Origin of the sequence: Roseateles hydrophilus (assembly GCF_026712245.1) — a bacterium.
GTDB lineage: Bacteria > Pseudomonadota > Gammaproteobacteria > Burkholderiales > Burkholderiaceae_C > Pelomonas > Pelomonas hydrophilus.
This window is the reverse complement of sequence record NZ_JAPPUY010000003.1, coordinates 648,107-674,318: the sequence shown is the minus strand read 5'-3', so window position 1 is coordinate 674,318 and position 26,212 is coordinate 648,107. Positions and strand designations below refer to the sequence as shown.

The window sequence follows — 26,212 nt, the reverse complement described above, 5'->3', positions numbered from 1 at the left end:
AGGTCTGCCATGCAAACCCGCCCCACCGCCATCGCCGTGCCCTACGGGACGGCCCTTGATCGCGGCACCGCCCACCGCGTGCTGCGCAACACCTACGCGCTGCTGTCCATGACGCTGCTGTTCAGCGCTGGCGTCGCGGGCGCTGCCGTGGCGTTCAGCCTGCCGGCGCCGGGGATCATCCTGACGCTGATCGTCTACTTCGGCCTGCTGTTCGGCATCCACAAGCTGAAGAACAGCGGCGCCGCCGTGGGCCTGGTGTTCGCGCTGACCGGCTTCATGGGCTGGACGCTGGGCCCGTTGCTGACCCGCACGCTGAGCCTGCCATCCGGCGCGCAGACCGTCATGCTGGCGCTGGGTGCCACGGGTGCCGTGTTCCTGGCGCTGTCGGCTTACGCGACGACCACCAAGCGCGACCTGTCGTGGATGGGGGGCTTCCTGTTCGCGGGCATGATCGTCGCGCTGCTGGCTGGCCTGGCGGCCGTGTTCTTCCAGATCCCGGCGCTGGCGCTGACGGTCTCGGCCGTCGTGGCCCTGCTGTCGGCCGGTCTCATCATGTACGAGACGCAGCAGATCGTGAACGGCGGTGAGACCAACTACGTGCTGGCCACGGTCAGCCTGTTCGTGTCCATCTTCAACCTGTTCACGAGCCTGCTCAGCCTGTTCGGCTACGGCAGCTCCAACGACTGATGTCGCGCGCACCGGGAGGCCTGACTTGAGCCCACGCGACCTCGCCTCCCGGCTGCGCGACACCGCCGGCCAGTTGCCGCCTGGGCCGGTGAGCCTGTCCACGCTGGCCGAAGCGCATGGCGGCGCCTGGCAGGCCAGCCTGCTGGTGCTGCTGGCGACCCCTTGCCTGCTGCCCATCCCGGGCGTGGGCAGTGTGCTCAGCCTGGGCCTTGCGGTGCTGGGCCTGCTGCTGTGCTGCGCCCACCGCGCCGAGCTGCCGCCGCGCCTGGGCCGGCTGAGCCTGCCGCGCGAGGGCGCTTCACGCAGCCTGAACCTGTTGGCCCGCTTCTACGACTTCATCCACCGCATCACCCGCCCGCGCATGACGCTGCTGGCCGGCCCCGGCGCCCGCTGGTGGTTGGGCCCCATGACGCTGACGATGGCGGCGCTGATCTTCCTGCCCATCCCCTTCGGCAACGTGCTGCCGGCCGTGTCGCTGATGCTGGCCGGCGTGGCGCTCGCCGCGCGCGACGGTCTGCTCATGCTGGCCTCCATGAGCGTCGGGGCCGGAGCCGTGGCGGCCTCCGGCGCGCTCATCCTGATGGGCTGGCGCGCCGGGATGGCGCTGCTGGGCCTGGGCTGACGACGACCACGCGATAGCCGCCATCCGCCTGCGCCCGGCCAGACGGCGGCTGGCATGCGCGGCGCGTCCCGCAGCGCCTGGGCCTGGCGCTCGGCGTGGCCTGCGCCTGGGCAGCCCCACCCCGCCGACAGTCAACGCGCCTGGATGGCCTGCATCTGCGCCTTCACGCGCTGCAGCATGGGCGAGGGGTTGGCGGCCTTGGCGTCGAAGGGGTGCAGGCGCTGGCCGCCCAGCGCGGCCATGATCTTGCGCACGTACTGGCGCGTCTCGGCATAGGGCGGCACGCCGAGGTAGCGGTCCACGGCGCCCTCGCCCGCGTTGTAGGCGGCCAGCGCCAGCATCACGTCGCCCTCGAAGTAGGCCAGCAGCCAGCGCAGGTAGGCCATGCCGCCGCGGATGTTCTGCGACGGATCGGTGATGCGCGTGACGCGAAAGCGCGCCGCCGTGTCGGGGATGAGCTGCATCAGGCCCATGGCCTTCTTGGGCGACTCGGCCAGCGGATCGAAGCCGGACTCCTGCGCCATGACCGCCAGCACCAGCGCGGGCGACAGCTGGAACTCGGGCGCGGTGAGCTTCACGTAGTTGACGATGGCCGCCGGCGCCTGCGGCGGCAGCGGCAGCGAGGCCCACAGCGACACCGCCGGCTTGGCACCGCGCGCCGCCGGCGCGGGCGGCGGGGCGACGGGCGTGGGGTCGGTCTCGGGCGGCCGCAGACAGGGCGGGGGGTCGCCCAGCGGCGTGCCGCCCATGCGGTCCAGGATGTTCTGCGCCTGCGTCATGCCTTGCTCGGCAGCGGCGGCAAACATGTGGGCCGCCTCGGCGTCGTTGCGCTGGATGCCGCGCGAGTTCGTCAGCATCCAGCCCAGGCTGTACTGGGCCTCGGCGTCGCCGTAGCGCGCCGCGCGGCAGTACAGCTTGGCGGCGGCCACCTCGTTGCGCGGCACGCCGTCGCCGTACTCCAGCGCTTTGGCCTCCTGGCGCCAGCGCTCCACCTGCGCCGGCACGACCGGCCCGCGTTCGCCGGGCGGCATGGTCGGGCGGGGCAGCTGCTCCAAGGTCAGCGAAGGCAGCTGAGCGGTGGCGGCACTGGCCACGAACAGCAGGGAGAGCAGCGGCGCGCGCACGGTTCGTCTGTCAGGGGTCGTCGGGGCCGGCAGTCTAGATGACCGCCCTGCGCTGCGCGCGGGCGCTCAGGCCTGGTGCCCGGCCATCAGCAGCGCCAGTGGCTCCGGCCGATGGATCAGGTAGCCCTGGGCGAAGTCGATGCCGATCTCCTGCAGCAGCGCGTGCACCTCGGGCCGGTCGACGAACTCGGCCACCGTCTTCACGCCCAGCACGCGCGCCACGTCCACAAAGCAGCGCACGGCCGCCTCGTCCAGCGGGTCGTCGACCAGATCGCGGATGAACTGGCCGTCGATCTTGATCTGGTCCACCGGCAGGCTCTTCAGGTAGCCAAAGGACGAGGCGCCAGCGCCAAAATCGTCCAGCGCCACGCGGATGCCCAGCGCGCGCACCTGCTGGATGAACAGCGCGGCATCGGCCATGTTGGTGACGGCCGCCGTCTCGGTGATCTCCAGGCACAGGCGCCGGCAGACCGCCTCGCCCGCCCCCGACAGCAACTCCAGCGCCTGCCGATGGAAGGCGCGGTCACCGATGGACTGCCCCGACAGGTTGACGCTCAGGCAGGACACGCCGGCCAGCACACCCGGCGCGCCGAGGTGCTCGATGACATGCTTGAGCACCCAGCGGTCCACGCGCAGCGCGAGGTGGAAGCGCTCGGCCGCGGGCAGGAAGGCGCCCGGCATGACCAGCTGGCCGTCATCGTCGCGCAGCCGCAGCAGCACCTCGGCATGCAGGCCGTCTTGCGGCCCGACGACGGCCGCAATCCTCTGTGCGTGCAGCTCGAAGCGGTTCTCGTCCAGCGCCTGCTCGAGACGCGAGGCCCACTGCATCTCGCCGTGCCGCGCGCGCATGGCCTGATCGGTGTCGAACCAGGCATGCACGCGGTTGCGGCCCGCTTCCTTGGCGGCATAGCAAGAGGTGTCGGCCGCCTGCATGACCGCGGCGGCCGTGCCCCAGCGATGGTCCAGCGGCACCAGGCCGATGCTGGTGCCGATGCGGAAGCGCCGGCCGTCATGCACGAAGCGGAAGTCGTCCATGCGCTCGCAAATCTGCTGCGCCACGCGCTGCGCCTGCTCCGCCGAGCAATGCTCGAGGATGACCGCAAACTCGTCGCCGCCGAGCCGGGCCAGCGTGTCCCGCGCCCGCACGGACTCCAGCAGCAGCTTGGCCACCTGCTGCAGCAGCTGATCGCCCACCGCGTGGCCGCAGGCGTCGTTGACGAGCTTGAACTGATCGAGGTCGAGGTACATCAGCGCGTGCTCGCTGCGGTCCTCGTGCGCCTTATTCAGCGTGCGCCGCAGACGGCTCTCGAACTCGGCGCGGTTGACCAGGCCGGTCAGCGCATCATGGGTTGCGCGGAAGGTCATCTCGCCACTCAGGCGCCGCTGCTCCGTGACGTCATGGAACACCAGCACCACGCCCAGGATGTCGCCCGCCGCGTTGCGTATCGGCGCAGCGGAGTCCTCGATGCCGAACTCCTCGCCGTGACGTGAAATCAGCAACGTGTGGTTGGCCAGGCCCGCCACCTTGCCCTGCTGCAGGCAGGTGGCCACCGGGTTCTCGGTCGGCGCACGCGTTTCCTCGTTGACGATGTGGAACACCACGCCGACGGGCTGGCCCAGGGCCTGCTCGGTGGGCCAGCCTGTCATGCGTTCGGCCACCGGGTTAAGCCAGGTCACGCAGCCGTCGCGGTCGGTCGTGATGACCGCATCGCCGATGGACTGCAGCGTGACGCGCAGCAGTTCATGCTGATCGGCCAGCTCCGTGTGCAAGGCGCGGCGCTGCGTGATGTCCTGGAAGGCGCCCAACAAGCGCACCGGCTCGCCCTGCGCAAACTCCACACTGCCCACAGCGCGCACCCAGATGGACTGGCCGTCGGCGCGGCAGAAGGGCAGCTCCAGGTCCCAGCCCTCGCCGGTTTTCATTGCATGCTCCACGGCCGACTGGATCGTGGCACGCGCCTCGGGCGCGTAGAAGTTGATCGCGGTGTCCAGGGTCGGCACGTAGTCGGCCGGCACGCCGTGAATCACCCGGGTCTGGGCGGTCCAGGTGAGGCGGCCGCTGAGCAGGTCCAGCTCCCAGCCGCCAACGCCCGCCACCTCGCCGGTGCGATTCATCAGCGCCTCGCTCATGCGCAAGGCTTCCTCCTGCTGCTTGCGCCGCGTGACGTCCAGCCGCGTGCCGAACATCCACTCGGGCTGGCCGTCGGCCGTCCAGGTCAACACACGGCCGCGCTCCAGCACCCAGACCCAATGCCCGGCCCGGTGCCGCACGCGCAACTCGCATTCGTAGAAATCCGATTCGCGCGCCAGGTGTTGCGCCAGCAGCGCCTCGGCATGGGCGCGGTCTTCCGCATGGACACTGCTGCGCCATGCCTCGGCACCGACCGTGCCCGTTTCACCGAGGGCGGCATCCGTCAGCAGCCGGCCGGGCTCGTTCAGCTCCACACGACCGGTCGGCAGGTGCCACTCCCAGGTGGCCACGCCCGTGCCTTCGATGACGCCCGCCAGCCGCCGCTGCTTGGACAGCAGGCTCATCTGGATGGCACGCGCATCGGTGACGTCCTCCACCGTGCCGACGTAGCCGGTGACCGTGCCCGCACGACCCTGCACGGCCCGGGCACGCGAGCGCACATAGCGCTCGCCGTCGACGGGATGCTGGATGCGGAATTCCAGGTCCAGCCCCGCATGCAGATGCGCCGCGCGCTCCCACTCACGAACCACCGTCGCCCGGTCCTCGGCATGCAGGGTGGACGCCCAGCCGCGCCCCAGGCTGGCGTCCAGGCTCAGGCCGTAGATGGCCTGCCAGCGCTCGTTGGTGTAGGTGCACAGGCCATCGGCATCGGTGGCGAAGATGCCCAGCGGCGACGAATCGCTCAGCGCCCGCCAGCGCGCCTGGCTGGCGATGAGCTCCGTCGAGGCGGCCGAGATCTGGGCCGCCAACTCGCGCTCGGAGGCCAGCGCGCGCCGCCCCTCCAGCGCCAGCACGGCCGCGCGCGCGAGGTGGCGCAGCACGCTGCGCTGGGTGTCATCGAGCAGGCGCGGCTGCCGGTCGATCACGCACAGCGTGCCCGCGCGCGTGCCGTCGCTGAGCGTCAGGGGGGCACCGGCGTAGAAGCGGATGTTGGGATCGGCCGTCACCAGCGCGTTGTCGGCGAAGCGGGCGTCGAGGGCGGCATCCGGCACCTCGAACACGCCCTCATCCAGGATGGCATGGGCGCAGAACGCCAGCTCACGGGGCGTCTCGGCCACGCCCGGCAGACCCACATTGGCCTTGAACCACTGGCGCTCGTCGTCGATCAAGCTGATCAGCGAGATAGGCACGCCGCAGGTCAGGGCCGCGGCTTCCACCAGCGCATCGAAGGCCTGCTCCGGCGGCGTGTCCAGCACCGCCAGATGGCGCAGGGACTCAAGCCTGGCGAGTTCGTTGTCGGGCAGCGGGGCAGCGGGCATATGGGTGATCAGCGTGCAGTCCATGCCGCCAGCGTCCGGGGCCGGGCACTGGCGACGGGCGCGAGCTTGTGGCAGCGGGCGCTCGGGGTCAATGCAGGAAATCCAAGCAAGCGCCACTTTGCGGCGACACAACATCGTGACACCGCAAAGAATTGCACACCGACCGCACCGCTAGCACAACGGCTGCAGGGTTTGCCGTCGCCGACTACAAGCGCTCCCCGGTCTCCGCATCGAACACCAGCAAGGCCGCCTCCGGCAGCCGCAGCGTCAAGGTATCACCCGCCTGCAGCGTGGGCCAGCCAGCGCAGCGCCAGTGCAGCCGGTGCTCGCCCAGCTGCAGCTGCACGAGGCTGTCCACGCCGGTGGGCTCCACCAGCAGCACCGGCGCCTGCAGCGTGAGCGCCGCACCGCCCTCTTCCACGCGCAGCGACTCGGCGCGCCAGCCCAGCAGCAACGGCCGGCCCAGCAGGCGCTCACGCGGCACCGGCAGCGCCGTGGGCCGCCAGCTCATCGCCCCGGCGCCCTGCAGCGTCAGCGTGAACTCGCCCTCGGGCTCCAGCCGCGCGGGCAGCAGGGTCATGGGCGGGCTGGCCAGGAACTGCGCGACGAACAGGTTGGCCGGCCGCTGGTAGACCTGTTGCGGCGTGCCCAGCTGCTGCAGCCGGCCGGCCTTCAGCACGGCGATGCGCTGGCCCAGTGTCATGGCCTCGGTCTGGTCATGCGTCACGTAGACGGCGCTGCGGCCCACGCGCTGGTGCAGCAGCTTGATCTCGCTGCGCATCTCGGCGCGCAGCTGCGCGTCGAGGTTGGACAGCGGCTCGTCGAACAGGAACAGTCGCGGCTGGCGCGCCAGCGCCCGGCCCATGGCCACGCGCTGGCGCTGGCCGCCCGAGAGCTGCGCGGGCCGCCGGTCCAGCAGCGCCTGCAGCTGCAGCATGCGCGCCACCTCCTGCACGCGGGCCTCGCGCCTCGCGCGCGGCCAGCCCTGCATCTCCAGGCCGAAGCCGATGTTCTCGGCCACGCTCATGTGCGGGTACAGCGCGTAGTTCTGGAACACCATCGCGATGTCGCGCTCGCGCGGGCTCAAGGCCTCGATGCGCCGACCGTCCAGCGCGATCTCGCCGCTGCAGTGCGGCTGCAGCCCGGCGATGGCGTTCAGCAGCGACGACTTGCCGCAGCCCGACGGGCCCACGAGGATGAGCATCTCGCCGGCATCGAGCTGCAGCGTGATGTCGTCCAGGATGGTCTGCGCGCCCACCCGGCGCGTGAGGCCGGTGATGCGCAGGCCCGTGTCTTCTTCGTTCATCGTCAACCCTTGACTGCGCCGGCCACGAGGCCGCGCGTGAAATGCCGCCCGGCCAGCAGATAGACGACCAAGGTCGGCGCCGCCGCCAGCAGCGCCGCGGCCATCTCCAGCGGGTAGGCGCGGGCGCCGGTCTCGGTCTGCGCGCTCAGCTGCGCCAGCGCCGCCGTGATGGGCCGCGCGTCCTCGGGGCCGAACACGAGGCCGAACAGGTACTCGTTCCAGATCGTCGTGAACTGCAGGATCAGCACGACGACGAAGATGGGCCGCGACAGCGGCAGCACGACGCGCCACAGCAGCCGCCAGAAGCCAGCGCCGTCCAGCCGCGCGGCCTGCAGCAGCTCGTCGGGGAAGGCCAGGAAGTGGTTGCGGAAGAACAGCGCCAGCGGCAGGCTGTAGATCACGTGGATGGCGATCAGCAGCGCGAGCGACCGGTCCAGGCCGAGCCGCGCCATCGTGATGGCCAGCGGCAGCAGGTAGACCTTGATGGGCAGGAAGAAGGCCAGCACCAGCAGCAGGCCCACCCAGCGCTCGCCACGGAAGCGGAACTTGCACAGCACGAAGCCGTTCAGCGCCGCCAGCAGTGCCGACAGCAACACCGCCGGCACGGCCAGCATCAAGCTGATGCCGAAGCTGCCCGACAGCGTCTGCCATGCCAGCCGCCAGGCGGCCAGGCCGGGCTCGCGCGGCAGCGACAGAAAGCCCTGCTGCGCCTCGGCCACGCCCTTGAAACTGTTCATCAGCATCAGCAGCAAGGGCAACGCGATGACCGCGGCGGCCAGCCCGGCCAGCAGGTAAAGAGACAGCCGCTTCATGCCGCCACCTTCCGCCGCGAGCGCACGACGGCATACGGCAACGCGATGCTCAAGACCATCATCACCAGCACCATCGCGCTGGCCGCGCCCAGGCCGAGGCGGCTGCGCTCGAAGGCCATCTGGAACATGTAGAACGCCGGCAGCTCGCTGGACTGCCCCGGCCCGCCCTCGGTCAGCACGACGACAAGGTCGAAGGTCTTGATGGCCGCCGGCAGCAGCACCAGCAGCGCCGACGCGAGGCTGGGCCCCAGCTGCGGCAGGATGACGCGCCTGAGCAGCCGCCAGCCGGTGGCGCCGTCCAGCCGCGCGGCCTGCAGCATGGACTCGTCGATGCCGCGCAGCCCGGCCAGGAACAGCGCCATGACGAAGCCGGTGATCTGCCACACGGCGGCCACCACCAGCGCGTAGACGGCCATGTCCTCCTGCGCCAGCCAGTCCCAGCGGAAGCTCGCCCAGCCCCAGCCGCGCACCGCCTCGGCGAGGCCCTGCTCCGGGTCCATCAGCCAGCGCCACGCGCTGCCGGTGACGACCATGGACAGAGCCATCGGGTGCAGCCACACCCAGCGCAGCACGCCCTCGCCGCGCAGCTTCTGGTCCAGCAGCAAGGCCAGCGCCAGGCCCAGCAGCAGCGGCAGCACAACGAAGCCGGCGCCGAAGCGCAGCAGGTTCCACAGCGCGGCCTGCCAGCGCGGGTCCAGCAGCAGGCGCTCGTACTGCTTCAGGCCGACGAACTCGGTGCTGGGCAGCAGGTTGGAGCGCGTCAACGACAGCCAGCCCGTCCACAGCAGGAAGCCGTAGAAGAACACGGCGCCGACGAGCAGCAGGGGGATGAGGCACGCCAGCGCGGTGCGTCGTTCGCTCACGGTCAGTCTCTCTGTCTCAGGGCCTGGGCCAGGCGCGCCTGCGCCTGCGGAGCCGTCATGCGCTCGCTGGCCCAGTAGGCCGACAGCACATCGCGCAGGCCGCCATAGGCGCTCTCGCCCAGGCGGGCGCTCAGGCTCAGCACGAGGTCGCCGCGCGCCTCGCCGGCACGGAAGTCCGCCGCCGAGCGCTGCGCACACGTGTTGAAGCCCGACAGGTCGGCATCGCGCCGCACCGGAATGCCGCCTTTCAGCCGCGCCAGCTTCGCCGACGTGTCGGGCTGCAGCAGCAGGCCGGCCAGCTTCTGCTGCGCGCCCAGGCGGGCCGGCTGGGCGAAGAACACCAGCCGGTCGAACTCGAAGTAATGCAGGCCGGCGTTGCCGGGTGCGGCGGTGCAGTCGTAGTCCATGCCAGGCTGCCAGCCGGCCTTCTGGAACTCGCCATTGGCCCAGTCGCCGGTGAACTGGAACACCGCCTTGCCCTGCAGCAGCAGCGCCGTCGCGCCGGCCCAGTCGCGGCTGACCTGGCCGGCATCGGTGTAGGCCTTCAGCGAGCGGAACTCCTGCAGCAGCGCCGCCATGCGGGCGCCGGCCAGCAGCGCCGGGTCGGCCTGGACCAGCGCGCGCTCGAAGAAGTCGCGCCCCGCGCGGCCCAGCACCACGGCCACGAACAGGCTGAGCTTCTGCCCCGCCGAGCTGCCGATGGCCAGCGGCAGCAGGCCCTGGGCGCGCAACCGCGCGGCCGTGCGGTGGAAGGCGTCCCAGTCCTGCGGCACGGCCAGGCCGTGCGCGCGCAGCAGGCGCTGGTTGCTCCACAGCGTGTTGAGTCGGTGCACGTTCAGCGGCACGGCGGCGGGCTTGTGGGCGGCATCGCGCAGCTCGCTGGCGACCGCATGCGGCAACGCCGCGAGCTGCGCGCTCACGTCGGCCCCCAGGTCGGCCAGCGGCACGGCCTCGGCCCAGATGCGCAGCGGCTTGTCGGTCTGCGCAAGGGTCGGCGGGTGGCCCGACAGGAAGCGCGCCTTCAGCAGCGTGCTGGCATTGGACGCGCCGGCCACGGCCGTCGTTTTGAGGTCCACGCCGCCGCGCCGGGCGGCTGCCGCCAGCTCGCTGACCATGGCGGCCTCGCTGCCCGAGGTCCAGGCATGCAGCAGCTCCAGATCGGCGGCGGGCGCGCTGCCGGCCAGCAGCAGCAGGGCGAGGGCGAGCGGCTTCATGCGAGGGCGTCCAGCCGGCGCTGCAGCGGCTGCACCAGCGCGGGCAGCATCTCGTCCACCAGCGCGGCCCCGCGGTGCAGCCGGCACTGGGCATCGCCGGGCTTGCGGCCCGCCCACAGCGCCAGGCCCAGCGCGCTCAGGTCGTCCAGCGCGTCCAGCAGCGGCAGCGCGGGCGCGAGCCGGGGCTTGGCGGCCAGCAGCACACGCCATGCGGGCAGTTGCTCGCGGGCGTGCGCCAGCGCGGCCTGCCAGGCGGCGGCGTCGTCCCCCAGCGCGGCCATCAGCGGGCTCTCGGCCGGCAGCGCATCGGCCAGGCGGTCCAGCGGCTCGTGCTGGTGATACGCCAGCGCGCGCTTCTTGGCGTGCTGGCGCGCATAGCCTGAACCGGGCTCCAGCCAGGCGGCCAGCGCGCGCAGGCGCTCCCGGTCAGCCGTGTCGGGGCACAGCGCGGCGAACAGCGGCGCGGCCGGGTCGGCCGGCAGGCGGCCGGTGGCCACCAGCCAGCACTGCGCGGCGGCCAGGCGCGGGGCCAGGTCGTGCCCGGCGCCGGCAGGGTCGCTCCACAGCCGCTCGGCCACGGCCAGCGCGCGCGGCCACAGGCGCAGCGGCAGCTGGGGCGCCTCGACCAGCTCGCCCCACAGTGCCGCCTCGCCGCCCAGCATGGGCACGGCCGGGCCACCGCTGTCCGCCGGCCAGCCCGCGGGCCCGGCCGGCAGCGGCTGCCAGTCGCAGGGCTGGCGCAGCGCATTGACCCGCAGCCAGCCGCAGCCGGCGGCGCCCGGCCCCCACAGCTCCAGCTCACCGAGGTCGCTGTCCACCTGCAGGCGCCAGCCCGTCGGGCCAGCGCCGGGCTCAGGCACGACGCGCGGCGCCAGCCATTCGTCCAGGGTGCCGGTGCTGCGCAGGTGCAGGCGCGCGTCATCGCCCTGCAGCCACAGCCGCCCCTCGACCTGCCAGGCGCCCACGGTGGCGCGCAGCGACCAGGCCGGCGCGTCGTCGGCCGGCGCGGGCGGGCGCGGCGGCGCCTGCAGCGGCCGCCGCCAGTGGTAGGCGGCGGGGTGGATCTGGTCCAGGTAGAAGCCAGCGCTGCGCAGCCGGCCGCCCAGCCCGGGCGGCGCTAGGCGCAGGGCCTCGTCGCCGCGCCAGCACTGCAGCACGCTGCCGGCCGGCAGCGCGGTGGACTGGCCCATCTCGTCCCAGGCCAGCAGCCGCTTGCCGTGGCGACGCAGCACGCCGGCCACGCGCGCCAGGTAGGCGGCCTGCAGCGCGGCCAGGCTGGTGCCGCGCTGCTCGGCCAGGCGGGTCCAGGCGGCCGGCGCCAGCTCGTCGCCGCCGAGGTGGACGAAGGGGTCGGGGAAGACCTCGGCCCACTCGCCCAGCAGACTGTCGAGGAAGGCGTAGAGCGCGTCGCTCTCCGGGTTGACGGCCGCGCCGAACACGCCGAAGCCAGGCTGCGCCGCGGTGGGCGCCGGGGCGCACAGCAGCTCGGGGTGGGCCAGGCCCAGCGCCCAGCAATGGCCGGGCAGATCCAGCTCGGGCACGACGCGGATGCCGCGCGCGCCGGCCTCGTCCACCAGGCGGCGGGCCTGGTCCAGCGTGTAGCAGAAGCCGCCGCTGGCGTGGGTCTGCAGCCGCGGGTAGCGGGCCGAGGCCAGGCGCCAGGCCTGGTCGTCGGTGAGGTGCCAGTGCAACACGTTGAAGCGCGCGGCGGCCATGCCGTCGAGCAGGCCCAGCAGCGCGTCGAAGGGCAGCGGCCGGCGCGCCACGTCCACCAGCAGGCCGCGCCAGGGATGGCGCGGTGCGTCGTCGATCTGCAGCGCCGGCAGCGCGGCCAGGCCGGCCTCGCGCGCCTGCCACCACAGCTGCGACAGCGCATGCAGCGCATGGCTGACGCCGGCCGGCGTGGCAGCCTGCACGCGCACGGCCTCGGCCGTCAGCCGCAGGCGGAAGGACTCGTCGTCACCCAGTTGCGGCCGCGCAGACGGCAGCGAAGGCAGTGACGGCAGCTGCAGGCGCGCGGCGGCCGGGGCATCGCCCGCCCACGGCAGCAGGGCCTGCCAGGCCGGCGGCACATCGCGCAGGCCAACCACCTGCGGCCCGGCGCCGGGCAGACGCTGCAGGGCCCAGGGCCGGGGCAGCAAGGTGGCAGCGAGACGCGACAGGACGGGCATGCGCCCATCTTGTGCCGGCTCGGCTAGGCCTCACCTCAAGCGAATCTGAAGGTTGTCTGAAGGCCGGCGGCTCAGCGGCCTGTGGGGCGCATGGGGCGCGTGGCCACGAACAGGCTGGCCAGGCACAGCACCATGCCGGCCACCGCCAGCGGCGTGACCTGCCAGCCTTCGAAGACCGCCGAGATCACCAGCGCGATGACGGGGATGATCACGCCCGTCAGCGCCGCCTGCGCCGGGCCGCGCGCCTGGGCCAGCTTGAAATACAGCACGAAGGCGATCACCGAACCGGCCACCGACAGGTAGAGCAGGCTCAGCACATAAGGCAGGCGCAGGTCGAAATGCAGGCCCTGGCCGCTGGCCAGCGACACGCCCAGCAGGAACAGCGCGCCATAGCCCATGCTCCAGGCCAGCACCGGCACCAGCGGCAGGCCGCGCTTGGTGAGCGTCAGCGTCAGCACGTTGCCGATGCAGGCCACCAGCACCGCGAACAGCCCCAGCGCCAGGCCCAGCCAGGCGCTGGGGCGCGCGCCGGTGGCCGCGATCTCGGGCCAGAAGATCAGCACCACGCCCAGCACGCCGCCGCTGGCCGAGACCAGGAAGCGCCGCGTGACCGGCTGGCCGAAGAACAGCCGCCCCGACAGCGCGTTGCCGTACACCATCAGGCAGAACAGCACGGCCACCAGGCCGGACGGGATGTGGCGCTCGGCCTCGTAGACCGACAGGTAGTTGCCGCTGTACTGCACGATGCCGGTGGCGAGCATCCAGCCATGCGCCCACAGCGGCAGCCGCAGCGACAGGCCTTGCCAGCGTGCGAGTGCCGCCAGCAGCAGCGCCGCCAGGCCGAAGCGCCAGGCCACGGAGTTGAAGACCGGCACGCCGGAGTCCAGCTGGTACAGGATGACGTGCCAGGTGCTGGCCCAGATCAGCGTGGGGCCCCAGAACAGCCAGCGGCTGGGCGATGCAGTGGACATGGACTCGGCGAAGAAAAACGCCGCTCAGGGCGGCAGAAGGAGTTCGGCAATTCATGCGGGCCGAGTGCCGGGCCGCCCCAAGCCGGCCCGCGCTGGCGATGTGCTGGGCGGTCGAGCCGCCCGGCATCGCCGCCCCCTCGGGGGGCGAACGGGACGGCCGGCGTTCAGCCGGCACGGGCGGGGGCTTCAGGCGTGGCGCTTGAAGCTGGCCAGCAACACGCCGGCCAGCACGAACAGCGAGCCGAACACGCGGTTCAGCAGCTTGATGTGGTGTGCGCTCTTCAACGCCGCCAGCACGCGTGCGGCCAGCGCGGTGTAGCCGCCCATGACGACGAGGTCGGTGAAGCCCAGCGTGGCGCCGATGACGAGGTACTGCGGCGCCAGCGGCGCGGCCAGGTCCAGGAACTGCGGCACCACGGCCAGCAGGAAGACCGTGCCCTTGGGGTTCACGGCATTGATGCCCCAGCCGCGCAGCACCAGCTGGCGGCGCGTGGCCTGCACGGCGCCATCGTCGGCGGCCGCCAGCGGCTGGGCCGGCGCGCGCCACTGCTGCACGCCCAGCCACACCAGGTAGGCCACGCCGGCCCACTTGATGACGGCGAAGGCCGTCTCGGACGCGGCGATCAGCGCGCCCAGGCCGGCGCTGACGAACAGCACCTGCGTCAGGATGCCCAGGATGAGCCCGAAGGTCATGAAGTAGCCGCGCCGGAAGCCGTGGCTCAGCCCCGCGCTCATGGCGGCCACCGCGCCGGCGCCGGGCGACAGGCTGATGGCCCAGCAGGCGGCGAAAAAGGTCAACCAGGTGGCGAGTTCCATACGGGGCTCCGGGGGGGCGGCGTGATCGGGGGCGGGCCTAGCAGTGTGCCCGACCGGCGGCAGCGGCGCCGGTCGTCATGCCCTCAACGCCGGCAGGCCGCCGACGCCAGCGCCGCTGGCAGGTGCAGGCCGGGCGTTTCCAGCGCGTAGTGCAGGCTCAGCAATTGCCAGCCCTGCGGGCCCAGCTGCCAGTGCATGCTGTTGACGCCGGTGTAGGCCGGCGCGGCCTGGGCCGGGTCATGCCGCGTCTGCACCACGCTGTAGACCTCGGCATGGCCGCCAAAGCGGCGCTGCTGTCGATCCACCTCGCATTCGTACAGGCCACGCGGCGACGGCGTCGCCAGATCGGCCAGGAAGCGCGCCACCGGCCAGGCCCCCACCTGCAGGCTGCTGGCCTGCAGCCGCTGGCCGAACACCTGGCCTTGCGGATGAAACAGCTGCTGCAGCGCCGCCACATCAGACGCCTGCTGCGGCGCATGGCCGATGGCCTGCCACAGTCGGCTGACCGCCTGATCCAGCGCGGCCTGGCTGTGCGCAGTGGCCGCCGGTCCCAGCGCATCCAGCAGGTCCGGCCAGGACACGCGGTAGACCGCCGACAGCCCCTGCGCATCGCCCCGCGTGGACGCGAAGTACAGCCAGCGCCCGTCGGCGCTGACCGAGGGCGAGAACTCGAAGCCCGGGCCGTTGACCGGGGCCGGCAGCCGGAGCGCCGGGCCGAAGCCCGGGCCCAGGCGCTCGGCCAGGTAGAGGTCGCCGCCACCGGCCTCGGCGCCGCCGCGGTCGCTCCACCACAGCGCGAAGCGGCCGTCGGGGCTCAGCGTGAAGTCACTGTTCTGCGCGCTGTCGTTGATGGGCGAGGGCAACGGCTCGGGCGCGGCGTCGGCGGCGTCGGCCCGGTAGACGGCCAGCCGCCCCGCGCCGCCTGCGCGGCTGGAGGAGAAATAGAGCGTGTCGCCGTAGCGCTCCGGCCCCAGTTCGTACGCGGTGCTCTGCCAGCGCTCGGGCAAGCGCTGCGGCTCGGCCCACCGGCCGTCCGCCCAATGTGATTCGAAGAGATCGGGGCGCGCCGGCATGCCACCGTCCGGCAGCGGCCGGTGGGCAATGAAGCTGAGCACGCGGCCGTCGGCGCTGAGGTGGGGATCGGAGTCGCGCCAGCGCGCGTCGCTGAACGGCAGCGGCTCGGCCGCCTGCCACCGGCCGCCCACGCGGCGCTGCAGGAACAGGCGCGCCTGCTGAAAGCGCGCTGCGGAACGGGCAAACACGCGCATGTCGCGCTGTTCCTGCAGGTTGTAGGCCTGCTCGCCCGGCACTTCCCCCAGGTCCACCCGCTCCACGCTGAGGCCGGCGGCAGCCCCCGCGCCCGCCCATGCCGCCAACGCCAACCCCACGCCTTGCCGCATCCACTGCATGTGTCGCCTCCCTTGTGCGGCGGCATCGTAGGCAGGCGGGCGGCGCGCGGGGCCCCCGCGCGACGAAGCGGCCCCAGCGGCGACGAAGTCGGCCTGCCAGACACCGAACGCGACAGCCGCAGAATGACCCGCCATGAGCGCCACCCCGTCCGTCGAACGTCAGATCCTCAGCACCCGCCGCTGGCTGCGCAGCCACCGCTGGCTGCGCCTGCATGTGGGCCTGATCGCGCTGTGCTGCCTGGCCTGCCTGTGGCTGAGCGGCGCGCTGCTGCGCTGGGCCGGGGTGGACGGGCTGGCCCTGCGCTTCGGGCTCAGCCTGGCGCTCAGCTACGCGGCCTACCTGGGGCTGCTGCGGTTGTGGGCGGCCTACCTATTAAGCCGGGCGGACGGCGACGCCACCGACCTCGCCGACCTCGGCCTGCAGCTGGCCGACAACGGCAGCTGCGGTGGCGGCGGCACGGCGCTGGATGCGCTGGAGCTGGCGGCCGGCGCCGACGAGGGCGCAATCCTGCTGCTGCCCCTCGCGGCAGCTGTGGCGGTGGCCGTCGCGCTGGCCGCGCTGCTGGGCGCGGGCGTGACGCTGCTGTTCGGCGTGGAGGTGCTGCTGGCGGTGTCCGTCGAGGTCGCGCTGGCCGCGTTTGCCGCCGGCCTGGCCTGGCGGCACCAGCGCCAGTTCGACCGCGGCGGCTGGCTGCGCTGCGCGCTGCGCCACACCTGGGTGGGCGCGCTGGTGCTGCTGCTGGCAGGCGTGGGCCTGGGCGCGGCGCTGGACCGCTGGATGCCGCAGGCCGAGTCGCTGCCGCATGCTGTCAGGCTGTGGCGCGCGGCCTGACGACAATGGCCGCATGGCCACGAGCAAAAGCATCTACACCTGCACCGACTGCGGCGGCACCAGCCCGCGCTGGCTGGGCAAATGCCCGCACTGCAATGCCTGGAACACGCTGACGGAAGCCCCCGCCGAGCCCAGCGGCGGCGGCAAGAACCGCTACCAGGCGCTGGCCAAGAGCCAGCCGGTGGCCACGCTCAGCGAGATCGAGGCCAGCGACTACGAGCGCACGCCCACCGGCCAGGAGGAACTGGACCGCGTGCTGGGTGGCGGCATCGTGGCCGGCGGCGTCGTGCTGATCGGCGGTGACCCGGGCATCGGCAAGTCCACGCTGCTGCTGCAGGCGGTGGAGTCGCTGAGCCAGACCGTCAAGGTGCTGTACGTGACCGGCGAGGAAAGCGGCGCCCAGGTTGCGATGCGCTCGCGGCGGCTGGGCCTGGCCGGCGACAAGGTGCGCGTGCTGGCCGAGATCGGGCTGGAGAAGATCCTCGCCACCATCGAGGCCGAGGAACCGGACTTCTGCGTCATCGACTCCATCCAGACGCTGTACTCCGAGCAGCTGTCGTCGGCGCCGGGGTCGGTGGCCCAGGTGCGCGAATGCGCCGCGCAGCTGACGCGCACGGCCAAGGCGCGCGGCTGCGCCATGGTGCTGGTGGGCCACGTGACGAAGGAAGGCGCGCTGGCCGGCCCGCGCGTGCTGGAGCACATCGTCGACACGGTGCTGTACTTCGAGGGCGACACGCACAGCAGCTTCCGCCTCGTGCGCGCCATCAAGAACCGCTTCGGCGCCGTCAACGAGATCGGCGTGTTCGCGATGACGGAGAAGGGCCTGAAGGGCGTGGCCAACCCCAGCGCCATCTTCCTGAGCACGCACACCGAGCCGGTGCCCGGCAGCTGTGTGCTCGTCACGCTGGAGGGCACGCGGCCCCTGCTGGTCGAGCTGCAAGCCTTGGTGGACAGCGGCGGCGTGAGCCCGCGGCGCCTGTCCGTCGGCCTGGACCGCGACCGTCTGGCCATGCTGCTGGCCGTGCTGCACCGGCACGCGGGCGTGGCCACGGGCGACCAGGACGTGTTCGTCAACGCAGTGGGCGGCGTGCGCATCAGCGAGCCGGCGGCCGACCTGGCGGTGCTGCTGGCCATCCAGAGCTCGCTGCGCGGCCGCGCGCTGCCCAAGGGCTTCATCGCGTTCGGCGAAGTGGGCCTGGCTGGCGAGGTGCGGCCCGCGCCGCGCGGCCAGGAGCGGCTGAAGGAAGCGGCCAAGCTGGGCTTCAGCGTGGCCGTGGTGCCCAAGGCCAACGCGCCCAAGAAACCCATCGACGGGCTGACCATCCACGCCATCGAGCGCGTGGAGCAGGCCATCGACGTGCTGCGCGGCCTGGCCTGAGCGGGCCTGCGGATCGCAGGTTTCCACAACGCACGGCGCTGGCAACGACGCTTAGGATTGCGGCGTCAACCGGAGAGCCTCCCATGTCCGATCCCGCCGACCTCAGGCAGCACGCCCGCACCGACTTCCTGGGTGCCCAACACGATGCCGACTCCCTGCCCGGCTGGGTGTTCAAGCCGGTGCAGTTCAGCCAGGGGCCGGCCGGCCTGGTGCTGAACATGAGCGACGGTGGCCTGCAGGTGCTGACCAGCGCCACCGAGCCCTTGACGGACGCCAAGTACGAGGTGGTGCTGCTGCTGGGCCGCGCCGACATGGACGACGGCGAGGAGCAGGTGTCCTGGTTTAACGGTGTGGTGGAGCGCAAGTGGTCGCGGCCCGTGCCGCGCATGGGCGTGCTGCACGGCATGAGTTTCACGGCGCGCAACTCGACGGCCGAGACCTTTCTGAACGGCCACCAGGCCGCGTTGGAGTCTGGCCAGTGGGTGCGCTGCGTGCTGCTGAAGGTCAGCGCTTGACGCCGGCCGTGGCAGGATGCGCGCCCCGACCGAGCGCCCCATGAGCCCTGCCCTGCCCGCACCGCCCTACTACGCCGTCATCTTCACGAGCCAGCGCACGGCCGTTGAAGCCGGCTATGCCGACACCGCCGAGCGCATGGTGGCGCTGGCGGCCGCGCAGCCCGGCTACCTGGGCGCCGAGAGCACGCGCGGCGCCGACGGGCTGGGCATCACCGTGTCCTACTGGCGCACGCCAGAGGACATCGCGCGCTGGCGCCGCGACACCGAGCACCAGGCGGCGCGCGACACCGGCCGCACCCGTTGGTATGAGCACTACACGCTGCGCGTGGCCCGCGTCGAACGCGCCTACGCCTGGGAACGCAGCGACGGAACACAGGATCCTCAAGCATGAACGCATGGATGGGCGTGCTGCTGGCGCTGGCCGCGCTGGTGGCAGGCGGCGCATTTTTCGGCTGGCAGGGCATCGTCTTCGCGACGACCGGCATCGTCTTCTGGCTGCTGCTGCAGATGAGCCGGCTGATGCGGCTGATGCAGAAGGCGGGCGCCGCGCCCATGGGTTCGGTGGCCAACGCCATCATGCTCAGCAGCAAGCTGCACGAGGGCATGACGCTGGTGGAACTGATCAAGCTCACCGGCAGCCTGGGGGCCAAGCAGGCCCAGGACACCTACGTCTGGCGCGACACCGGCGGCGACGCGGTGGAGGTGGTGCTGAAGAAAGGCAAGCTCGCCGAGTGGCGGCTGCTGCGGGCCGGCGAGGCGTCATAGGCTCTTCGTAAAATCGCGGACTTTCCTCATCAGCCCTGGAGTACCCGATGGTTCCCGCCCCTCTGCACGACCGCGACGGCAAGATCTGGATGGACGGCGAGCTCGTCGACTGGCGCGATGCCAAGATCCACGTGCTGACGCACACGCTGCACTACGGCTGCGGCGCCTTCGAAGGCGTGCGCGCCTACGACACCGTCAACGGCACGGCCATCTTCCGGCTGCAGGAGCACACGCAGCGCCTGCTCAACAGCGGCAAGATCCTGCGCATGAAGGTGCCGTTCTCGGCCGAAGAGATCAACGAGGCGCAGCGCGCCGTGGTGAAGGCCAACAACCTCAAGAGCGCCTACATCCGCCCGCTGATCTGGATCGGTTCCGAGAAGCTGGGCGTCAGCCCCAAGGGCAACCAGGTGCACCTGATGGTGGCCGCGTGGAGCTGGGGCGCCTACCTCGGCGAAGAAGGTCTGAAGCGCGGCATCCGCGTGAAGACCAGCTCCTACACCCGCCACCACGTCAACATCACGATGACGCAGGCCAAGACGGTGTCCAACTACACCAACTCCATCCTGGCCAACATGGAAGCCACCGACGACGGCTACGACGAGGCGCTGCTGCTGGACGCGTCCGGCTTCGTGTCCGAAGGCGCGGGCGAGAACCTGTTCGTCATCAAGAACGGCGTGGTCTACACGCCCGACCTGTCGGCCGGTGCGCTCAACGGCATCACCCGCAACACCATCTTCGCGATCTGCCAGGACCTGGGCCTGAAGCTGGTCGAGAAGCGCATCACCCGCGACGAGGTCTACATCTGCGACGAGGCCTTCTTCACCGGCACCGCCGCGGAAGTGACCCCCATCCGCGAGCTGGACCGCATCGAGATCGGCGCCGGCTCGCGCGGCCCCATCACCGAGAAGATCCAGTCGGCCTTCTTCGACATCGTCAACGGCCGCAACCCCAAGTACGCCGACTGGCTGACCGCCGTCTAAGAGCCACCACATGAGCACCAACACCACACCCGCCGCCACCGTCGAAGTGACCGCCAAGGACTGCAACGACAACGGCACCGTCTTCTGCCCCAACCCCAAGATGGCGCTGTGGAGCAACCATCCCAAGGTCTTCATCGACCTGACCCACGGCGGCCAAGGCCAGTGCCCCTACTGCGGGACGGCCTACAAGCTCAAGGCCGGCGAGGTGGTGGGCCACCACCACTGACATGCGCCGCACTCCCGCGCAGCAGGCCGTGCTGCAGGCCTCGCCCGACGACACCGAGGCCCAGTTCTACGAGGCCCTTCAGCAGGGCGACCTGGAGCACCTGATGGCCTTGTGGGCCGATGACGAGGAGATCGCCTGCGTTCACCCAGGCGGCCCGCGCATCGTCGGCCTGCCCGCCATTCGCGCCGCCTTTGCTGCGGTGTTCGAGCGCGGCGCCGTGCGCGTGCATCCCGAGCGCGTGCGCCGGCTGCACAGCGGCGACTGCGCCATCCACCATGTGCTGGAGCGCGTGCAACTGCACAGCGAGGCCGGCCAGACCGCGCCCACCGCCTGGGTCATTGCGACCAACGTCTACCTGAAGACGGCGCTGGGCTGGCGCCTGGTGCTGCACCATGCCAGCCCCGGCAACCCTGGCGACGTCCAGGAACTGGTGGCCGACGCCGGCACGCTGCACTGACGCCGGGCGCATGCAGTACCGCGCCCCTCGCTGGCTGCCCGGCGGGCACCTCCAGACCATCTGGCCCGCGCTGTTCAGCCGCCAGCACGACGGCCCGCCGCCCACCTGGACGCGCGAACGCTGGGACACGCCCGACGGCGACTTCATCGATGTCGACTTCCTCGCGGACGCCCCGGCCGGCGCGCCGCTCTTCGTCCTCTTCCACGGCCTGGAAGGCGACCGCACCAGCCACTCCAGCGTCGCCTTCGCCAGCGCGGCGCGCGAACGCGGCTGGGCGATGGCGCTGCCGCACTTCCGCGGCTGCTCGGGCGAGCTGAACCGCGCGCCGCGCGCCTACCACTCGGGCGACTACGAGGAAATCGGCTGGATCCTGCAGCGCCTGCGCGACCGCCACGGCGCCCCGCTGCTCGTGGCCGGCGTCTCGCTGGGCGGCAACGCGCTGATGCGCTGGGCCGAAGAGGCTGGCCACAGTGCCGCCACCGCGGCCCACGCTGTGTGCTCGATCTGCTCCCCCATCGACCTCGCCGCCGCGGGCGCCGCCATCGACCGCGGCTTCAACAAGCAGGTCTACGCACGCCGCTTCCTGCGCACCATGATCCCGAAGGCGCTGCGCAAACTGCAGCAGCACCCGGGCCTGTTCGACGGCGAGCGGCTCAAGCGCGCGTCCACCATTTACGAATTCGACAACCTCTTTACCGCGCCGCTGCACGGTTTCCGCAACACCGAGGACTACTGGACACGTGCCGCGGCCAAGCCGCACCTGCACCGCATCCGCATCCCGGCACTGGTGTTGAATGCCGTCAATGACCCCTTCGTGCCCGGGCACAGCCTGCCCCGGCCGGGCGAGGTCGGGGCCCATGTGACACTCTGGCAGCCCGGCCACGGCGGCCATGTCGGCTTCCCGGCTGGCCCGCTGCCCGGCCACCTGCTGACCATGCCGGGCCAGGTCTGTGACTGGCTCGCCCGACACCGCTGAAGGACACGCCCCATGGATGATCTGGTCCTGGCCGCCCTGAAGAAGTGGCCCAACGTGCCGCATTGCTACGGCTGGCTGGCGCTGGATGCCCGAGGTGACTGGTACATGCGCGACGAGCGCATCCAGCGCGCCGGGCCCTTCCCGCAGGTCAAGGGCAGCCGCATCGAGCATGACAAGCTGCTGGCCTTCATCGGCCGCAACTACGGTGTGGACGAGCGCGGCGCCTGGTACTTTCAGAACGGCCCGCAGCGGGTTTATGTGGAACTGGCCTGCACGCCGTGGATCTGGCGCTTGCAGCCCGACGGCCGGGTACTCGGCCACACGGGGCAGGCCGTGCAACGGATCGACTCGGCCTGGCTGGACGAGGCGGGTCAGCTCTACCTGCTGACCGACCTGGGCCTGGGCCTGGTGCACACGCAGGACATGGCCCTGGCGGCCGACGCCGTCGAGGCCGGCCGCTGGTTGCCGCAGGACTGCCTGGCGGCCGAGTTGCCCGCCCGCCACGGCTTCCTTCGCCATCCGGCCCCCTGAGCAGCGGCAACGCACCAAAAGAAAAGGCGCCCCTCAAGGGCGCCTTGTTCATTGTGCTGGGATCAGCGGTTCAGGGCTCAGTAGCCGCCGCCGTAGCCGCCGCCACCGCCGGAACGGCCGCCGCCGCCGTAGCCGCCGCCGCCACCGGAGCGGCCACCGCCGCCACCGTAGCCGCCGCCACCACCGTAGCTGCCGCCGCCGCCACCGGAACGGCCACCGCCGCCGTAGCCGCCGCCGCCACCGTAGCCGCCGCCACCACCGTAGCTGCCGCCACCGCCGCCGCCGTAGCCGCCGCCGGAACGGCCGCCGCCGCCGAAGCCACCACGGCCACCGCCGCCGAAGCCGCCAGGACGCTCCTCACGGGGACGTGCCTCATTCACGACGATGGCACGGCCTTCCAGGGCCTGACCATTCATGCCGTTGATCGCGGCTTGCGCTTCTGCGTCCGAACCCATTTCGACGAAACCGAAGCCCTTGGAGCGGCCGGTTTCGCGATCCATCATGACCTTCGCGGAGGTCACGGCGCCGAATTGGCTGAACGCCTCAAGCAGCGACTCATCGCGCACGCTGTAGGCCAGATTGCCCACGTAAAGCTTGTTTCCCATGGGGAAGCCCTTCTCTAACTCAAAAACCAAAAAACCATGTGGAGCTTCAACCCATCGTGAACCATTCAAACGAAGGTGCGGCGTCCAGACACAGGCGAACCATTATGGTGGCGAGGCCTCGAAGTGCCACAGGGTGCCCGCTCGAGTGTTGTTTTTCAGAGCTAGCACAAACCCTGTCGAGTCCCGTTTCTCATGCTCGCGTCATCGCTAGCATCCGCAACCCATGACATTCCCCCTGATTTCCGCTGTCGCGCGCGTGCTGGCCAGCATTGACGCCCCGCGCAATCTGCGCGCGCTCTACGCCTTGCTGGCAGGCTTTTGCCTGGCCGGGCTGCTGCTGGCCTCGGCACAGTCGGCCTTCGCCAGGGCCGACGAGGCGCTGGGCGCCCTGTGGCTGGGCCTGGCGCTGGCTGTCGCCTTTTTTGGCGTCAACACCACCGGCCTGATGCTGATGGACCAGGCGCGCGGCCAGCCGGTGCGCGACCCCCAGGATGCGCTGGCCGACGCGCTGCGCTGCGGCCACCGCGTGCTGCTGGCGCTGCTGGCCTGCCTGACGCTGGCCGCTGCAGGTGTAGCGGCGCTGGCCGCGCTGCTGTGGGCCACACGCTTTCCATGGGTGGGTGCGCCGCTGATGGCCGTTGCGCTGCCGCTGGGGGTGTTGACGCTGGGCGGGCTGGCCTTTGTGCTGGTGGTGCTTGTCGGGCCGCTGGCCGGGCCCGCGGTCTGGGCGGGCCGCGACAGTGCGGGCGTGCTGGCCTTTCTGCGTGCGCGACTGCGCCACGGCCTGCCCGAGACGGCGCTGCTGATGGCCACCGTCTACCTGCTGGTGGTGCTGACAACGGCGGCCGCGAGCTTCGTCGTCGTCAGCGGCGGCAAGCTGCTGGCGGGGCTGGCCATCCTGGGCGCAGGCATCGAGTTGCCGGCGCGCCAGCTGCTCGCGGGCCTGCAGGGCCTGGGCCCGCGCACGCTCAGCGCCAGCGGCGTGCCGCTGGAGGGCGGCTCCGTCGGGCTGGCTGCGCTGGTAGGCGGCGGTGTGGTGTTCGCGCTGGCGCTCGCGCTGCCCACGCTGGTGTGGCTGCGCGGCTGCTGCGCCGTCTACCTGGCGGTGACTGACGAGCCCACCTTCTCACCCGAGTGAATCTTCACACCGACCGCACAATCGCCTGTCATGGATATCTACAAGCCCCTGGTCGCCCTGCTGGCCATCGTGAACCCCGTGGGCGTGGTGCCCTTCTTCATCCACTTCACGGCGGGCCTGACGCGCCAGCAGCGCCGCAAGACCATGCTGGTGAGCGCCAGCACGGCGGGCATCGTCATCGCGCTGTCGGCCCTGTTCGGGCTGAAGATCATCGAGTTCTTCGGCATCTCGCTGGCCAGCTTCCAGGTGGGCGGCGGCTGCCTGCTGCTGATCAGCTCGCTGCAGATGCTCAACGCCAAGCCGGCCGAGGCCCGGCCGACCGACGTCAGTGACGGCGACAGCAAGATGGACGCTGGCGCCAGCATTGCCGTCGTGCCACTGGCCATCCCGCTGCTGACGGGGCCGGCCACCATCTCCACGATGGTGATCTACGCCGACAAGACCCGGCACTGGTGGGAGCTGGCCGTCCTGTGCGGCTACGGCGTTGTCGTGGCGCTGGTGACCTTCGTGACCTTCTCGGCCAGCAGCAAGATCGCCAAGGTGCTGGGCCAGACCGGCATCAACATCATGACGCGGCTGATGGGCCTGATCCTGGCTGCGCTGGCGGTGGAGCTGCTGGCCGACGGCCTCATCAAGCTGTTCCCGGTGCTGGCGGCACGCACGGTCGGATGAGCCCGGCCGGCCTGCCCCCGGTCTGGATGGCGCCCATGGCCGGCGAGGCCGCCAGCGCGGCGCTGGTGGCCGCGGTCAGCGCGGCCGGCGGTTTCGGCCAGCTGGGCGCGGCCTACCTCGCGCCGGCCCGCATCGCCGAGGTGGCAGCCGACATCCGCGCCCGCACCGACCGGCCCTTCGGCATCAACCTGTTCTGCCCCCAGCCCTGGCGGCGCGACGACGCCGCGATGGATGCCTACCTCGCCCGGCTGGCGCCCTGGCATGCCGAGCTGGGCCTGCCCGCGCCCGCGCGGCCCGAGCGCTGCGAGGAAGACTTCGAGGCCCAGCTGGCCGCCACCGTCGCCGCGCGGCCCGCCGTCATCAGCTTCGTCATGGGCGACCCCGGCGCGGCGCGCGTGGCGGCGCTGAAGGCGCAGGGCTTCACCATCGTCGGCACGGCCACGCAGGTAAGCGAAGGGCTGCAGCTGCAGGCCAGCGGCGTGGACGCGGTCGTGGCGCAAGGCTACGAGGCGGGTGGCCACCGGGGCGGCTTCCTGGGCAGCAGCGAAGGCGCGCTGATCGGCACGATGGCCCTGGTGCCGCAGCTGGCGGATGCGCTGGACATCCCCGTCATCGCGGCCGGCGGCATTGGCGATGCGCGCGGTGTGGCCGCCGCGCAGGCGCTGGGCGCCAGCGCCGTGGCGGTGGGCACGGCCTTCCTGCTGGTGGACGAATGCCCGCTGTCGCCGGCCTACCGCGCTGCGCTGCTGGCCGCGCGCGACGCCGACTCCACGCTGACGCGCGCCTTCTCCGGCCGCCTGGCGCGCGGCGTGGCCAACCGCGTCACGCGCGCGCTGGACGGCGCGGCCCTGCCCGACTTCCCGCAGCCCAACGCCGCCAGCCGGCCGCTGCGCCAGGCCGCTGCCAAGGCGGGCCAGGCCGACTTCCTCAGCCTGTGGGCCGGCCAGGCCTTGGCGCTGAACCGCGCGCCGGGCACGGCCGCGCAGCTGGTGGACGCGCTGCAGCAGGGCTGGCGCGCGTGAGCATCCTGCTGCTGGAGGACGACCCGGCCATCGCCGACACCGTGGCCTTCGCGCTGCGCCGCGAGGGCTTTGCCGTGGAGCACCGGGCCTGGCTGGCCGAGGCCCGCGAGCGGCTGCGCGCGGGGCCCGCGCCGGCCCTGCTCATCCTGGACATCGGCCTGCCCGACGGCCACGGCCTGGACCTGTGCCGCGAGCTGCGCGCCGGGCCGCTGAAGCACCTGCCCGTCATCGTGCTGAGCGCCCGCAGCGAGGAGATGGACCGCGTGCTGGGGCTGGAGCTGGGCGCTGACGACTACCTCGCCAAGCCCTTCAGCCCGCGCGAGCTGGTGGCGCGCGTGCGTGCGCTGCTGCGCCGGGCCCAGGCGTCGCCGGCCCCCAGCGCCGGCTTTGTCGTCGACGGCGCCCGCGTGTGGCTGGACGGCACGCTACTGAACCTCACCAAGCTGGAGCTGGGCCTGCTGCTGAAGCTGCTGGCCGCGCCGCAGCGCATCCATGCCCGCGACGCGCTGCTGGACGCCGTCTGGGGCAGCAGCGCCGACAGCGGCGACCGCACGGTGGACACGCACATCAAGACGCTGCGCGCCAAGCTGCGCGACGCGGCACCGGCGCGCGACCCGATCAAGACGCATCGGGGCCTGGGCTACTCGCTGGAACCCTGAGATGAGGCCCC

The 26,212-nt window shown here is 71.9% G+C and carries 27 protein-coding genes; 16 read left to right on the top strand and 11 right to left on the bottom strand.

All coding sequences use genetic code 11. The features are described from left to right. Positions 1 to 9 precede the first annotated feature (9 nt). Both NYO99_RS14700 and NYO99_RS14695 read left to right on the top strand, forming a co-directional pair. The gene (locus NYO99_RS14700; protein WP_268167978.1) at positions 10 to 687 is read left to right on the top strand and encodes a Bax inhibitor-1/YccA family protein; all 678 of its coding nucleotides are present in this window, start codon (positions 10 to 12) and stop codon (positions 685 to 687) included. 25 nt (positions 688 to 712) lie between these two features. Beyond that, positions 713 to 1,309, top strand: coding sequence for an exopolysaccharide biosynthesis protein (locus NYO99_RS14695; RefSeq protein ID WP_268167977.1), 597 nt, complete (start codon positions 713 to 715; stop codon positions 1,307 to 1,309). 131 nt (positions 1,310 to 1,440) lie between these two features. Here the strand turns inward: NYO99_RS14695 and NYO99_RS14690 are convergent, their stop codons facing one another. From NYO99_RS14690 to NYO99_RS14645, 10 genes are all read right to left on the bottom strand, one after another. After that, positions 1,441 to 2,433 carry a transglycosylase SLT domain-containing protein gene (locus NYO99_RS14690; protein WP_268167976.1) on the bottom strand — a complete coding sequence of 331 codons (993 nt, stop codon included), beginning with the start codon at positions 2,431 to 2,433 and terminating at the stop codon, positions 1,441 to 1,443. A 66-nt stretch (positions 2,434 to 2,499) separates the two neighbouring features. Then, a complete protein-coding gene (locus NYO99_RS14685) occupies positions 2,500 to 5,907 on the bottom strand; it encodes an EAL domain-containing protein (RefSeq protein WP_268167975.1) in 3,408 nt (1,135 codons plus the stop codon). Positions 5,908 to 6,088: 181 nt separating this feature from the next. Beyond that, positions 6,089 to 7,189 (bottom strand): ABC transporter ATP-binding protein, encoded by a 1,101-nt coding sequence (locus tag NYO99_RS14680; protein ID WP_268167973.1) that lies wholly within the window; start codon positions 7,187 to 7,189, stop codon positions 6,089 to 6,091. A 2-nt stretch (positions 7,190 to 7,191) separates the two neighbouring features. Beyond that, positions 7,192 to 8,001, bottom strand: a complete 810-nt coding sequence (locus tag NYO99_RS14675; protein ID WP_268167972.1) for a carbohydrate ABC transporter permease — start codon at positions 7,999 to 8,001, stop codon at positions 7,192 to 7,194. Next, complete coding sequence (locus NYO99_RS14670; protein ID WP_268167971.1) at positions 7,998 to 8,864, bottom strand: carbohydrate ABC transporter permease; 867 nt, start codon at positions 8,862 to 8,864, stop codon at positions 7,998 to 8,000. Before NYO99_RS14670 ends, NYO99_RS14675 begins: the two co-directional genes overlap by 4 nt. 2 nt (positions 8,865 to 8,866) lie before the next feature. Further along, positions 8,867 to 10,078: an ABC transporter substrate-binding protein gene (locus NYO99_RS14665; protein WP_268167970.1), complete on the bottom strand. Its 1,212-nt coding sequence runs from the start codon at positions 10,076 to 10,078 to the stop codon at positions 8,867 to 8,869. Beyond that, positions 10,075 to 12,249 (bottom strand): family 20 glycosylhydrolase, encoded by a 2,175-nt coding sequence (locus tag NYO99_RS14660; protein ID WP_268167969.1) that lies wholly within the window; start codon positions 12,247 to 12,249, stop codon positions 10,075 to 10,077. The genes NYO99_RS14665 and NYO99_RS14660 overlap by 4 nt, the downstream gene beginning before the upstream one ends. 71 nt (positions 12,250 to 12,320) lie before the next feature. Then, positions 12,321 to 13,220 (bottom strand): DMT family transporter, encoded by a 900-nt coding sequence (locus NYO99_RS14655; protein WP_268167968.1) that lies wholly within the window; start codon positions 13,218 to 13,220, stop codon positions 12,321 to 12,323. A 186-nt stretch (positions 13,221 to 13,406) separates the two neighbouring features. After that, entirely contained in the window at positions 13,407 to 14,036 is a 630-nt protein-coding gene (locus tag NYO99_RS14650; protein ID WP_268167967.1) for a LysE family transporter, read from the bottom strand. A gap of 83 nt (positions 14,037 to 14,119) precedes the next feature. After that, complete coding sequence (locus NYO99_RS14645) at positions 14,120 to 15,445, bottom strand: TolB family protein (RefSeq protein ID WP_268167965.1); 1,326 nt, start codon at positions 15,443 to 15,445, stop codon at positions 14,120 to 14,122. Between the two features lie 133 nt (positions 15,446 to 15,578). Here NYO99_RS14645 and NYO99_RS14640 point away from each other — a divergent pair, with 133 nt between their 5' ends. The 10 genes from NYO99_RS14640 to NYO99_RS14595 all read left to right on the top strand — a co-directional run bounded on the left by NYO99_RS14640 (position 15,579) and on the right by NYO99_RS14595 (position 22,105). Further along, positions 15,579 to 16,277: a hypothetical protein gene (locus tag NYO99_RS14640; RefSeq protein ID WP_268167964.1), complete on the top strand. Its 699-nt coding sequence runs from the start codon at positions 15,579 to 15,581 to the stop codon at positions 16,275 to 16,277. Between the two features lie 13 nt (positions 16,278 to 16,290). After that, the gene (gene radA, locus NYO99_RS14635; RefSeq protein ID WP_268167963.1) at positions 16,291 to 17,655 is read left to right on the top strand and encodes a DNA repair protein RadA; all 1,365 of its coding nucleotides are present in this window, start codon (positions 16,291 to 16,293) and stop codon (positions 17,653 to 17,655) included. 83 nt (positions 17,656 to 17,738) lie between these two features. Next, positions 17,739 to 18,170, top strand: coding sequence for a hypothetical protein (locus tag NYO99_RS14630; RefSeq protein ID WP_268167962.1), 432 nt, complete (start codon positions 17,739 to 17,741; stop codon positions 18,168 to 18,170). Between the two features lie 40 nt (positions 18,171 to 18,210). Then, complete coding sequence (locus tag NYO99_RS14625) at positions 18,211 to 18,561, top strand: antibiotic biosynthesis monooxygenase family protein (protein WP_268167961.1); 351 nt, start codon at positions 18,211 to 18,213, stop codon at positions 18,559 to 18,561. Beyond that, the gene (locus NYO99_RS14620) at positions 18,558 to 18,935 is read left to right on the top strand and encodes a hypothetical protein (protein ID WP_268167959.1); all 378 of its coding nucleotides are present in this window, start codon (positions 18,558 to 18,560) and stop codon (positions 18,933 to 18,935) included. The genes NYO99_RS14625 and NYO99_RS14620 overlap by 4 nt, the downstream gene beginning before the upstream one ends. Before the next feature lie 47 nt (positions 18,936 to 18,982). Further along, entirely contained in the window at positions 18,983 to 19,915 is a 933-nt protein-coding gene (locus NYO99_RS14615; protein WP_268167958.1) for a branched-chain amino acid transaminase, read from the top strand. Positions 19,916 to 19,925: 10 nt separating this feature from the next. Continuing rightward, complete coding sequence (locus NYO99_RS14610) at positions 19,926 to 20,141, top strand: zinc-finger domain-containing protein (protein WP_268167957.1); 216 nt, start codon at positions 19,926 to 19,928, stop codon at positions 20,139 to 20,141. Between the two features lies 1 nt (position 20,142). After that, complete coding sequence (locus tag NYO99_RS14605) at positions 20,143 to 20,598, top strand: YybH family protein (RefSeq protein ID WP_268167956.1); 456 nt, start codon at positions 20,143 to 20,145, stop codon at positions 20,596 to 20,598. 10 nt (positions 20,599 to 20,608) lie between these two features. Beyond that, on the top strand, positions 20,609 to 21,574 hold the full coding sequence (locus NYO99_RS14600) for a YheT family hydrolase (RefSeq protein WP_268167955.1): 966 nt from the start codon (positions 20,609 to 20,611) through the stop codon (positions 21,572 to 21,574). Between the two features lie 12 nt (positions 21,575 to 21,586). Further along, complete coding sequence (locus tag NYO99_RS14595; protein WP_268167954.1) at positions 21,587 to 22,105, top strand: DUF2946 family protein; 519 nt, start codon at positions 21,587 to 21,589, stop codon at positions 22,103 to 22,105. Positions 22,106 to 22,182: 77 nt separating this feature from the next. Here NYO99_RS14595 and NYO99_RS14590 read toward each other — a convergent pair whose 3' ends face one another. Continuing rightward, positions 22,183 to 22,710, bottom strand: coding sequence for an RNA recognition motif domain-containing protein (locus NYO99_RS14590; protein WP_268167953.1), 528 nt, complete (start codon positions 22,708 to 22,710; stop codon positions 22,183 to 22,185). Positions 22,711 to 22,933: 223 nt separating this feature from the next. Here NYO99_RS14590 and NYO99_RS14585 point away from each other — a divergent pair, with 223 nt between their 5' ends. From NYO99_RS14585 to NYO99_RS14570, 4 genes are read left to right on the top strand one after another with little or no spacing between them, the layout of a single operon-like run. Continuing rightward, positions 22,934 to 23,848 (top strand): hypothetical protein, encoded by a 915-nt coding sequence (locus NYO99_RS14585; protein WP_268167952.1) that lies wholly within the window; start codon positions 22,934 to 22,936, stop codon positions 23,846 to 23,848. A gap of 30 nt (positions 23,849 to 23,878) precedes the next feature. Further along, complete coding sequence (locus NYO99_RS14580) at positions 23,879 to 24,520, top strand: MarC family protein (protein ID WP_268167951.1); 642 nt, start codon at positions 23,879 to 23,881, stop codon at positions 24,518 to 24,520. Beyond that, positions 24,517 to 25,542 carry an NAD(P)H-dependent flavin oxidoreductase gene (locus NYO99_RS14575; protein ID WP_268167950.1) on the top strand — a complete coding sequence of 342 codons (1,026 nt, stop codon included), beginning with the start codon at positions 24,517 to 24,519 and terminating at the stop codon, positions 25,540 to 25,542. The genes NYO99_RS14580 and NYO99_RS14575 overlap by 4 nt, the downstream gene beginning before the upstream one ends. Beyond that, the gene (locus NYO99_RS14570) at positions 25,530 to 26,201 is read left to right on the top strand and encodes a response regulator (RefSeq protein WP_268168058.1); all 672 of its coding nucleotides are present in this window, start codon (positions 25,530 to 25,532) and stop codon (positions 26,199 to 26,201) included. Before NYO99_RS14575 ends, NYO99_RS14570 begins: the two co-directional genes overlap by 13 nt. Positions 26,202 to 26,212 lie beyond the last annotated feature (11 nt).